The organism is Variovorax sp. CF313, assembly GCF_000282635.1.
GTDB lineage: Bacteria > Pseudomonadota > Gammaproteobacteria > Burkholderiales > Burkholderiaceae_C > Variovorax.
Genome location: NZ_AKIW01000064.1, coordinates 20,305 through 31,299 on the forward strand (window position 1 = coordinate 20,305; position 10,995 = coordinate 31,299).

The window sequence follows — 10,995 nt, forward strand, 5'->3', positions numbered from 1 at the left end:
TGCCTAAGCCTCGCTGCCCTCGAGCAGCTTGCGCATCGGCGCCGGCAGGCCCAGCCGGCCCCACTCGTCCGCATCGACCCAGCGCGCGCCATCGCCTTGCGGCTGGCCGCCCTGGAGCTTCAACGGGTGCAGGTGAAGGTCCTTGTGGGTCAGCACATGCACGAAGGCCGGCAGGTCCTGCAGGCCGCGCTGCGCAGTCGTCGGCAGCACGGCCAGAAGGTCTTCGCGGCTGTCGAACACGGGCAGGCAATAAAGCCCCGCCCAGATGCCCTTCGACGGCCGCTTCTCCAGCCACACGCGGCCGTGCGCATCGCGCGCCAGCAGCACCCAGAGCGACTGGGCGCTGCGCTTGAGCTTGCGCGTCTTGACGGGATATCGCTCCGTCGCGCCTTCCCGCAGGGCCGCGCAGGTCTTGTTGACCGGGCAGATCATGCAGCTCGGCTTGCGCGGCAGGCAGACCGTGGCACCCAGGTCCATCACGCCCTGGGTGTAGTGCGCGATGGCTTCTTTCTGGTCGGCCGGAGGAAGCAATTGCGTCGCGAGGTCCCACAGCGCACGCTCCTGCGCCGCCGAAGACATGTCGCCCGCGAAACCGAGCACGCGCGTCAGCACGCGCTTGACGTTGCCGTCGAGGATCGCCACGCGCTCGCCGAAGCAGAACGCCGCAATGGCCGCGGAGGTCGAGCGGCCGATGCCGGGCAAGGTGACGAGCTCGGCGGCGGTGCGCGGAAACTCGCCGCCGAAGCGCGCGACAACATCCTGCGCACAACGGTGCATGTTGCGCGCCCGGCTGTAGTAGCCCAGCCCGCTCCAGAGCCCGAACACCTCGTCCTCGGTGCCGGCGGCCAGCGCCTTCACGTCGGGAAATCGTTCGAGAAAGCGCGCGAAGTAGCCGAGCACCGTCGACACCTGCGTCTGCTGGAGCATCACCTCCGACAGCCAGACGCGGTACGGGTCGCGGGTGTTCTGCCACGGCAGCTGGCTGCGCCCGTGGCTGCGCTGCCAGCTCACGATCTGCGAGGCGAAATCGGGGGGCAATGGCAGGGTTGCAGCCGCCGTGGAGACGGAAACTTCAGGCCGCACGCAGCTCGCCGACAGTGGCCGCGGCCTGCGGCCTTCCGTGCTGCGCGATCATCGATGTGAACTCGCGCAGCTGCACATGAAGCTCGGTGAGGTTGCTCTCCTGAGAGGCAAGCTCGACCAGCCGCTCGTCGAGGTTGCCCGCCGCGCTCTGGATGCGCTCGATCGCCTCGATGCGCTTGCTGAAATTGCGGCGGCGCTCCTTGAGCTGCGCGTCGATCTGCGCGCTCGCACCCTTGCTCCAGCGCTCGACCTCGGTCATGGCCGCTTCGTTGACGAGCCGCAGCCGGCTGGCCAGCGCACGCACCAGCTTGTCGCAGAAGTCGGCCTGCGCGAGCTTCAGCAGGTTGCCCACGCCCAGGTAGTGGATGTGGCTGCGCTCGATCTGGCCCAGCTCCTGTTCGAAGCCCGTGAGATCGGGCTCGGCCGGCGCCTGCAGGGTGAAGCCCTGCTCGGCATTGAGCTGGCGGAAGGTGGCGTGCAGCATCGACTGGATCTCCGCCGTGGTCGCCTGCACTTCGCGCAGGTTGTTGCGCAGCGAGTCGAAGGTCTCGGCGTACACCTTGCGCACGTTGAACTTGACACCGGGGCGCTTGAGCGCGGCCGACAGCCGCACCATGTCGGCCTTCAGCGCGGTACGGCCGAGCACGGCATACACCTCGCGCAGCAGCTTGCCCTGCACCGATCGCAGCGCCAGGATGCGCGTGTTGCTTCCTTCGAACTCGGTGTGCTCCTGGTCGATGCGCGCGCGCATGTGGCGGATCACCGAGACGTTCTTGCCGCGCAGCCCCTGCAGCTCGAGCGCCTGCTCGGACAGGTCGCGCTGGCGCACCTTCAGGATGCGCTCGGCCTCGGCGCGCAGCGCGGTCATGCCCGCGTCGACCGCCAGCCGCAGCATGGTTTCACGCTTGCCGAGCACGCCTTCGGCCAGCAGGGATTCGAGCGCCGGCAGACGGCTGGCCTCCAGCAGCTGGCCGTCGTGCTGGATCTTGGCCTGCAGGCCCTTCTGCGCGGACACCGGCAGCACCTGCGCAAGCGGCACTTCGAGCAATCGGGCCGCGCCTTCGCGCTGGCGCTCGATCTGCTGCTCGATGTGGGCGGGCTGGCTCAGCGTATCCCACATCGTGTCGATCTTGTTGAGCACCACGAAGCGCGTGTCGTTGCCTTCGTCCTCGGTGATCAGGTGTTCGCGCCAGATCGAAAGATCAGAGCGCGTCACGCCGGTTTCAGCACCCAGGATGAAGACCACCGCATGGGCCTGCGGAATCAGGCTCACCGTGAGTTCGGGTTCGGCGCCGATCGCATTCAGGCCCGGAGTGTCGAGAATCACCAGCCCTTGCTCCAGCAGCGGATGCGGCATGTTCAGCACCGCATGGCGCCAGCGCGGGATCTCGACGCGGCCCTGCGCGTCCTGCGCCGGGTTGTCGTCGGGGGTATCGTCGTCCCAGAAACCCAGCGTGCGCGCTTCGTCCTTGGTGACCCAGCGCACCTCGGCCACCTTGCTCATGGCCTGCGCCAGCTGCTCGGCGTCGCCGACGTCGATGGAGATCTCGGTCCACCGCGCGGGTTTCTCGCGCCAGTGGGCCAACGAATGCGGCTCCAGGCGGGTTTCGATGGGCAGCAGGCGCAGCTTGGGCGCGAGCGCGGCGTCGTAGCCCAGCTCGGTCGGGCACATCGTGGTGCGGCCCGCGCTGGCCGGCATGATGCGCCGCCCGTAGCCGGCGAAGAAGATGGCGTTGATCAGCTCCGACTTGCCGCGCGAGAACTCGGCGACGAAGGCGACCATGACCTTGCTGGTGCGGATCTGCGTCTCGAGGCCGCGCAGGCGCTCCGCCACCGCCTGGTCGAGCAGCTCGTTCTCGGTCAGCCAGCGGGACAGCCACTGCAGCCGGTGGGCGAAATTGCTTCGCCAAGCGCCGTGCTGATCGAGTTGTTGGTTGAAAGAGCGGCTCAAGGGAAATATGTAAGAAACAACTTACAAATATAGCATCGGGAGGTGGCAACAACCGTTTCTAGATTGTTTCTCTCGTCGGATTGTGACGCTTACTTCTGGCACTTGGGGCAGTAATAGGTGGAGCGCTGTCCCTGACGCAGCAGGCGGATCGGCGTTGCGCAAACCCGACAGGGTTCGCCCGCGCGGCCATAGACGGTCGCTTCGAGCTGGAAATAGCCATTCTGGCCGTCCACATTGGAGAAATCGCGCAGCGTGCTGCCGCCCTTCTCCACCGCCCGGGCCAGGATCTCACGCACCGCCGCATGGAGCCGGGCCGCCCGCGGGCGGCTGATGCGCGCGGCCGACAGCGTCGGCCGGATGCCCGCCTGGAACAGCGCCTCCGACGCGTAGATGTTGCCCACGCCTACCACCACGTCGCCCGCCAGCAGCACCTGCTTGACGGCGCTCCTGCGCTTCTTGAGGCCGGCATGGAAGGCATCGAGGTCGAAGGCGTCGCCCAGCGGCTCCATGCCCAGCCCGCCGAGGAGCTTGATGGCCCACGGGGCGGCCTCGTCGTCCACGTAGACCACCGCGCCGAAGCGGCGCGGATCGTTGAGCCGCAGCGTGCCCCGGTCGGTGACCAGGTCGAAATGGTCGTGCGGCCCGGGCAGCGGCAGCGCCGCGTCGAAACGCAGGCTGCCAGACATGCCCAAGTGCAGCAGCAGGATGCCGCGGTCGAGGTCGATCAGCAGGTATTTGCCGCGCCGCCGCACCTCGCGCACCTGCCGCCCGACCAGCGCCTCGGGCAGCACCATCAGCGCCCAGCGCAGGGGCTTGCCGATGTGCACCGCGTCGATGCGCGCGCCCGCGATGCGGTCGGCAAAGCCGCGGCGGGTGACTTCGACTTCGGGCAGTTCAGGCATGAAAGTAAATCTCCGGCAAACGCCAGCGGTAACGAGGCCCCAGGGGGCGCTCATTCGGGAGCCTCGATTATTATGGTCGGATGAATCTTTCGCCCCGCCGACACCGCCTTGCGGCGGCCGCGTCCCTCGCCTTGCTGGCCTGTGCGGTTCACGCACAATCCTCCGCCCCTGCAGCTCCTGGCAGCCCCGTGCTGACCATCGAACACTCGGCTCAGCCGAAGCCCGCAGTCAAGCCCAAGGGCACTGCGGCCAAGGCGGCCAGCGAACCCGCACCGCAGCCGTCTGCGCTGACGGCCGACCTGTTCTATGAAATCCTGATGGGCGAGATGACCGCCCGCTCCGGCGACCCCGGCTCCGGCTACGCGCTGGTGCTCGATGCCGCTCGCCGGCTGCGCGACGGCAAGCTGTTCCAGCGTGCGGTCGAGATCGCCCTGCAATCGCGCTCGGGCGATGCGGCGCTCGCCGCGGCGCGGGCCTGGCAGGAAGCCCTGCCGACCTCGCGCGACGCGCGCCGCATCGAGCTTCAGATCCTGATCGCGCTGAACCGCATCGGCGAAACCGTCGAGCCGCTGCGCGCCGAAGTGGCTGCAACCTCGCAAGTCGAACGTCCGCTGCTCATGGCCGTGATCGCACGCAACTACGCGCGCGCCTCGGACAAGAAGCTGGCCGCCTCGGTGGTCGAGCAGGCCCTGGTCGACGAACTGAAGAGCCCGACCAGCGGCGGACTGGCCTGGGCTACCGTCGGCCGTCTGCGCCTCAATGCAGGCGATGCCTCCGGCGCCCTGGAGGCTGCGCGCAAGGGCCAGGAGATCGACCCGGCCTCCGATGCGCCTGCGGCGCTGGCGCTCGAGATGATCGACCCCGGCCAGCCGCTCGCCGAGCCGATCGTCACGCGCTACCTGAGCAGCAACCCGAAGGCCGCGCCCGACCTGCGCATCGCCTATGCGCGCGTGCTGGTCGAGAACCGGCGCTTCAACGACTCCGCCGCGCAGCTCCAGGTGCTGACCACGTCGCGACCGGAACTTGCGGAGCCATGGCTGCTGCTCGGCAGCCTCCAGATGCAGGCCAGGCAGGATGCCGCGGCCGAGACCTCGATCAAGCGCTTCATCGAACTGTCGGCCAACCGCGGCGGCAACAAGGACGCCGACGACGCTGCCGACCGCAAGCGAGGGGTGTCGCAGGCGTACTTTGCGCTGTCGCAACTGGCGGAGCGGCGCAAGGACTTCACAGCGGCCGAGCGCTGGCTCGCGCGCGTCGATGGGGCCGACGAGCTGGTGGCCGCGCAGACCCGCCGCGCGGCCCTGCTGGCCCGCCAGGGCAAGCTGCCCCAGGCGCGCGAAATGATCCGTAGCCTGCCCGAGCGCACGCCCGACGACAAGAAGCAAAAATTCCTTGCCGAAGTGCAGCTGCTGCGCGACGCGAAGCAGTACCAGGCGGCCTACGACATGCTCGCCCAGGCCTCGGCGAAATCGCCGGACGACGGCGACCTCGTCTATGACCAGGCCATGGTCGCCGAGAAGCTCAATCGCCTCGACGACATGGAACGCCTGCTGCGCCGACTTATCGAGCTCAAGCCCGAGAGCCAGAACGCATACAACGCGCTGGGCTACTCGTTCGCCGATCGCAAGATCCGGCTCGACGAGGCGCGCACGCTGATCCAGAAGGCGGTGCAACTGGCGCCCGAAGATCCGTTCATTGCCGACAGCCTGGGCTGGGTCGAGTTCCGGCTCGGCAACACGACCGAGGCGATCCGCATCCTCGAGGCGGCCTACAAGACGCGGCCCGATCCCGAAATCGGTGCTCATTTCGGCGAAGTCCTGTGGAGCACCGGCCAGAAGGACCGCGCGGTCACGGTCTGGAAGGAAGCCCTGCTGAGCGATGCCGAGAACGAGACGCTGCAGGAAACGCTCAAGCGCCTGCGCGTGAAGCCGTAGATGATGCTCGCCCCCAGGCAGGTCGACAGTGGCCGGCGCGTCCTTCTGGCGATGGGGGGCGTGGCCCTGCTTGCGGTGGCGGGCTGCGCCCAGCTTTCGGGCGGCCCTTCAACCCGCCCACCCTCGGACAGCTGGAGCGGCCGCATGTCGCTGCGCATCGACAGCGAGCCGGTGCAGACCTTCGCTGCGCTGTTCGAGCTGCGCGGCTCCGCCGAGACCGGCGACCTGACGCTCACGACACCCATCGGCAGCACGCTGGCGCAACTGCATTGGGCGCCGGGTGAGGCCCTGCTGAAAGACGGCAGCAAGACGCGGCGCTTCGACTCCGTCGATGCATTGATCGAGGCCGCCACCGGCGCCGCCATCCCGGTCGGCGCGCTGTTCGGCTGGCTCGCGGGCCGCAACGATCCCGTTCCCGGCTGGAAGCCCGATCTTGCGCAACTCGGCAACGGGCGGCTGCAGGCCGTGCGCGAATCGCCGAGTCCGAGGGCCGACCTGCGCATCGTGTTCGAGCGGTCATGAAGGCGATCCACGACCTTCCCGCGCCGGCCAAGCTCAACCTCTTCCTCCACATCACCGGCCAGCGCGACGACGGCTACCACCTGCTGCAATCGGTCTTCATGCTGATCGACTGGTGCGACATGCTCCACGTCGAACTGCGGCGCGATGGCCAGCTGAGCCGCGAGGACCTGACGACCGAGCTGCCCGCCGACGACCTGATCCTGCGCGCGGCCCGCGCTCTGCAGGCATTTGCCGAGCCCGGCCAGGGTGCGCACATCGGCGTGGCCAAGCACGTGCCGGCGCAGGCCGGCATGGGCGGCGGATCTTCGGATGCGGCCACCTGCCTGCTCGCGCTGAACCGCCTGTGGGGCCTGAACCTGCCCCTGTCGCGGCTGGCCCGCATCGGCCTGAAGCTGGGCGCAGACGTGCCCTTCTTCCTTGGCGGGCACAACGCATGGGTCGAGGGCATCGGCGAGCAGATCCGACCGGTTACACTACCGTCGGCGCGTTTCGCGGTGGTCAAGCCACCCGAGGGACTCGATACCCGATTAATTTTTTCGGCTTCCGATCTTCAACGCGCCACACCTGTTGCTATAATCTCGGGCTTTGCTGCAGATAGCGAATTGTCTGAAGCGACAAACCTGGAAAGCTCGGTTCTGAGCTCTTCGGTTTTCGACTTCGGCCACAACGACCTGCAGCCGGTTGCCCAGCGACTTTGCCCCGCCGTCACCGACGCCATCGAATGGCTCGGCGCCCAGGGGTTGAAGGCCCGGATGACCGGCTCCGGAAGTTCGGTGTTCGCGAAGATGCCGCAAGCGCCGCAGGAAGCGGAACTGCTCGAAGCCCCCGAAGGCTGGCAGGTTCGTCAATGCAGCAACCTGGAAGTTCATCCGCTGTGCGGGTGGGCAACCTGAAGATGATCGGACCGTTCATTCGGTTCGATGCGACATATATCGGTTGATGGTGAAAACCATCGACCCGTGTAGGGGAGTCGCCAAGCTGGTTAAGGCACTGGATTTTGATTCCAGCATGCAAAGGTTCGAATCCTTTCTCCCCTGCCAAATCTTCAACGACTGCGGCCCAACGGCCGCAGTCTTCTTTTGCAGCCCACCCGCTGCAATAATCGGCGGCTCACCGGCCGCCATGCATCACAAACCTTTTGGCGGCTTCCTAAGCCAATTCGCACTGCCGGGACGCGCTCATGCAGGCTAATCACCCTGATTTCATGGTTTTCACCGGCAACGCCAATCCGGGCCTTGCTGCAGAAATCGCGCACAACCTCGGCACCTCGCTGGGCGCCGCACGCGTCGGTCGCTTCTCCGATGGGGAAGTCACTGTCGAGATCAACCAGAACGTTCGTGCGCGCGACGTGTTCGTGGTGCAGTCGACCTGCGCACCGACCAACGAAAACCTGATGGAACTGCTGATCATGGTCGACGCGCTCAAGCGCGCTTCGGCCGAACGCATCAGCGCCGTGATCCCCTACTTCGGCTATGCCCGCCAGGACCGCCGCCCGCGCTCGAGCCGCGTGCCGATCTCGGCCAAGGTGGTGGCCAACCTGCTGGAAACCGTCGGCGTCGAGCGCGTGCTCACGATGGACCTGCACGCCGACCAGATCCAGGGCTTCTTCGATATCCCGGTCGACAACATCTACGCCTCGCCCGTGCTGCTCGGCGACCTGCGCGCGAAGAACTACGAAGACCTGATCGTGGTCTCGCCCGACGTCGGCGGCGTGGTTCGCGCCCGTGCGCTGGCCAAGCAGCTGAACTGCGACCTCGCCATCATCGACAAGCGCCGCCCGAAGGCCAACGTCAGCGAAGTCATGAACGTGATCGGCGAGATCGACGGCCGCAACTGCGTGATCATGGACGACATGATCGACACGGCCGGCACGCTGGTCAAAGCCGCCGAGGTGCTGAAGGAGCGCGGCGCCAAGAGCGTCTACGCTTATTGCACGCACCCGATCTTCTCGGGCCCGGCCATCGAGCGCATCACGCAGGGCTCGGCCCTCGACGAAGTGGTCGTGACCAACACCATTCCCCTTTCCGACGCCGCCATGGCTTGCGGAAAGATCCGCCAGCTCTCCGTGGCACCGCTGATCGCCGAAACGATCCAGCGCATTGCCAAGGGCGAGTCGGTGATGAGTTTGTTCTCGGATCAGGACAACCTGTTCTGACCGGGGCATGAAGCGGGCCTCCTTTGCGGGAGGCCTTTTTGAACCGGAGTCGCACTGGTCGCGGTGGACTCTCACAGGAGCTAGTTATGAAATTCGTCGCTTTTGAGCGCGCAAAGCAGGGCACGGGTGCGAGCCGCCGTCTCCGCATCTCGGGCAAGACCCCCGGCATCGTCTACGGTGGCGACACCCAGCCGCAACTGATCGAGATCGATCACAACGCGCTGTGGCACGCCCTGAAGAAGGAAGCCTTCCATGCGAGCGTGCTCGAAATGGAAATCGGCGGCGCCGTCAGCAAGGTTCTGCTGCGCGACGTGCAATACCACCCGTTCCGCCAGCTGGTGCAACACATCGACTTCCAACGCGTCGATGCCAAGACCCGCATGACCATGAAGGTGCCGGTGCACTTCAAGGGCGAGGAAGAATCCGAAGCCGTCAAGATCGACCTGAACCTGGTCAACCACGTGACGACCGAACTCGAACTGAACTGCCTGCCGAGCGATCTGCCCGAGTTCATCGAAGTCGACCTGTCGGGCCTGAAGAAGAACGGCACGGTCACGCTGAAGGACATCAAGCTGCCCAAGGGCGTGAAGTGGGTCAGCCACGGCAAGGTCAACCCGGTGCTGGCTTCGGCCGTGTCGCCGGCTGCTGAAGAAGCCGACGTTCCCGCCGAAGGCGCAGTCGCTGCCGACGCAGCTGCCGCACCGGCAGGCAAGGGTGGTAAGGCCGCTCCCGCCGCCAAGACCCCGGCTGCCAAGACCGCCAAGAAGTAATCCACTTCTCGCGTCTGTCTTTGCGAAGGCCCGCTCCGTGCGGGCCTTTTGCTTTTGGCGGATCGGATAATCCACGACCATGATCAAGCTGTTTGTCGGCCTCGGCAACCCGGGCCCAGAGTACGAAGCCACGCGGCACAACGCCGGCTTCTGGTGGATCGACGCCGTCGCGCGCGAATGGAAACTCAACCTCGTGCCCGAGCGCAGCTACCACGGCCTTGCCGCACGCGCCAACATCGGCGGCCAGAGCATCTGGCTGCTGGAGCCGCAGACCTTCATGAACCTGTCGGGCAAGTCGGTGGCGGCCCTCGCCCGCTTCTTCAAGATCGCGCCTGAGGAAATCCTCGTGGCACACGACGAGCTCGACGTGGTGCCGGGCCAGGTCAAGCTCAAGTTCGGCGGCAGCCATGCCGGCCACAACGGACTGCGCGACATTCACGCGCAACTGGGCACCGGCGACTACTGGCGGCTGCGGCTGGGCATCGGACACCCTGGCGTGAAGTCGGAGGTCGTCAACTGGGTGCTCAAGAAGCCGCTCAAGGAACAACGTGAAGCGATAGAAGACGCCATCGTCCGCACCCTGCACGCGCTGCCTGCGCTGGTGGCAGGCGAGATGGAAAAGGCGACCCTCGTCATTCACACGAGCAAACCACCCCGGCCCAAACCGCCGCGGCGGGAGCCCGGCGACGGAGGCACGCCTGCCGCCACCTAGCCGGCCATCGGAGTGCAGGAGGGAGAGAAATAAAAAATGAGCCAGAAGAAGAAAAGAAAAAGAACGACAGCCGGTAGCCTCGGGGTTGCTATATTTTTAATAGCAACATGCGCTTTCTCCATGAGCGCGTCCGCCCAAAACGCCGCAAAAACCTGGCGATGCGGCAACACCTATTCCGACCAGCCTTGTGAAGGCGGCACGACGGTGAAGGTGAACGACCACCGCAGCGACCAGGACCGCCAGGCCGCCGACGCCGGCACGCGCAGCGCCCAGACCTACGCCGACCACCTGGAACGCACCCGGCTGTCCCAGGAAAAGGCGGCCAACGACCGCGATCAGCGAGCCGCGCGGGAAGCCAGAAGCGCCGCGCTGGCGGAAAGACGGCTTGCCCTGTCCGAGCAGAGGGAGAGGGATCGCGCACGCAAGGCAGCCAACGATCCGCGCAAGCCCAGCCTGAATTTCAGCGGCGGCCAGAGTTCAAGGGCGGCCGGCGACGCCTCGGAGCGCAAGAAAAAGAAACGGAAACCAGCCGCCTAAGCGCTGCTCGACACAGACGTCACCTTGATCGCCGTGAGACGCTCGTATTTCTGCATCAGCGTCTCGCGGCTTTCCACGTGCTCGGGATGCACGGGAATGCAAGCCACCGGGCAGATCTGCACGCACTGCGGCTCGTCGAAGTGGCCGACACACTCGGTGCACTTGTGCGGATCGATCTCGTAGAACTCCGCGCCCATGTAGATCGCGTCGTTCGGGCACTCGGGCTCGCAGACATCGCAGTTGATGCATTCGTCGGTGATCATGAGGGCCATCCCCCGATTATCGCGGGGCCGGGCGGACAGGCTGCCGATGAATGACAAAGGCCACATCCGCGGCACACTTGTTGCACGAGTCAGTTATGCTGCGCCCCGCCCCATGAGTCTGTTTCTATTCAAGCGCCTCGCCACGCTGATCGGCACGCTGATCGGC

At 66.3% G+C, this 10,995-nt stretch carries 11 protein-coding genes and 1 tRNA gene; 8 read left to right on the forward strand and 4 right to left on the reverse strand.

Going from position 1 to position 10,995, the window contains the following annotated elements:
* Positions 1 to 3 precede the first annotated feature (3 nt).
* The 3 genes from mutY to mutM form a co-directional block, all read right to left on the reverse strand.
* Complete coding sequence (gene mutY / locus PMI12_RS15870) at positions 4 to 1,038, reverse strand: A/G-specific adenine glycosylase (RefSeq protein ID WP_007834367.1); 1,035 nt, start codon at positions 1,036 to 1,038, stop codon at positions 4 to 6.
* A 34-nt stretch (positions 1,039 to 1,072) separates the two neighbouring features.
* Complete coding sequence (locus PMI12_RS15875) at positions 1,073 to 3,034, reverse strand: dynamin family protein (protein ID WP_007834369.1); 1,962 nt, start codon at positions 3,032 to 3,034, stop codon at positions 1,073 to 1,075.
* Positions 3,035 to 3,123: 89 nt separating this feature from the next.
* On the reverse strand, positions 3,124 to 3,936 hold the full coding sequence (gene mutM / locus PMI12_RS15880; protein WP_042673528.1) for a bifunctional DNA-formamidopyrimidine glycosylase/DNA-(apurinic or apyrimidinic site) lyase: 813 nt from the start codon (positions 3,934 to 3,936) through the stop codon (positions 3,124 to 3,126).
* Positions 3,937 to 4,016: 80 nt separating this feature from the next.
* On the opposite strand from mutM, the gene PMI12_RS15885 reads away from it, so the two are divergent.
* The 8 genes from PMI12_RS15885 (at position 4,017) to PMI12_RS15920 (ending at position 10,566) form a co-directional block, all read left to right on the forward strand.
* Positions 4,017 to 5,870 carry a tetratricopeptide repeat protein gene (locus tag PMI12_RS15885; protein ID WP_042673529.1) on the forward strand — a complete coding sequence of 618 codons (1,854 nt, stop codon included), beginning with the start codon at positions 4,017 to 4,019 and terminating at the stop codon, positions 5,868 to 5,870.
* Positions 5,871 to 6,392, forward strand: a complete 522-nt coding sequence (locus PMI12_RS15890; protein WP_042673531.1) for a lipoprotein insertase outer membrane protein LolB — start codon at positions 5,871 to 5,873, stop codon at positions 6,390 to 6,392.
* Positions 6,389 to 7,285 carry a 4-(cytidine 5'-diphospho)-2-C-methyl-D-erythritol kinase gene (ispE, locus tag PMI12_RS15895; RefSeq protein WP_007834377.1) on the forward strand — a complete coding sequence of 299 codons (897 nt, stop codon included), beginning with the start codon at positions 6,389 to 6,391 and terminating at the stop codon, positions 7,283 to 7,285. The genes PMI12_RS15890 and ispE overlap by 4 nt, the downstream gene beginning before the upstream one ends.
* Before the next feature lie 70 nt (positions 7,286 to 7,355).
* Positions 7,356 to 7,432, forward strand: a tRNA-Gln gene (locus PMI12_RS15900).
* A gap of 140 nt (positions 7,433 to 7,572) precedes the next feature.
* Positions 7,573 to 8,547: a ribose-phosphate pyrophosphokinase gene (locus PMI12_RS15905; protein WP_007834379.1), complete on the forward strand. Its 975-nt coding sequence runs from the start codon at positions 7,573 to 7,575 to the stop codon at positions 8,545 to 8,547.
* A gap of 86 nt (positions 8,548 to 8,633) precedes the next feature.
* Complete coding sequence (locus PMI12_RS15910; RefSeq protein ID WP_007834380.1) at positions 8,634 to 9,317, forward strand: 50S ribosomal protein L25/general stress protein Ctc; 684 nt, start codon at positions 8,634 to 8,636, stop codon at positions 9,315 to 9,317.
* Positions 9,318 to 9,396: 79 nt separating this feature from the next.
* Positions 9,397 to 10,029: an aminoacyl-tRNA hydrolase gene (gene pth, locus PMI12_RS15915; RefSeq protein WP_007834381.1), complete on the forward strand. Its 633-nt coding sequence runs from the start codon at positions 9,397 to 9,399 to the stop codon at positions 10,027 to 10,029.
* 36 nt (positions 10,030 to 10,065) lie between these two features.
* Positions 10,066 to 10,566 (forward strand): hypothetical protein, encoded by a 501-nt coding sequence (locus PMI12_RS15920; RefSeq protein WP_042673533.1) that lies wholly within the window; start codon positions 10,066 to 10,068, stop codon positions 10,564 to 10,566.
* Here PMI12_RS15920 and PMI12_RS15925 read toward each other — a convergent pair.
* Positions 10,563 to 10,838 carry a YfhL family 4Fe-4S dicluster ferredoxin gene (locus PMI12_RS15925; protein WP_042673535.1) on the reverse strand — a complete coding sequence of 92 codons (276 nt, stop codon included), beginning with the start codon at positions 10,836 to 10,838 and terminating at the stop codon, positions 10,563 to 10,565. The two genes, PMI12_RS15920 and PMI12_RS15925, sit on opposite strands and share 4 nt — an antisense overlap.
* Positions 10,839 to 10,995: the final 157 nt, after the last annotated feature.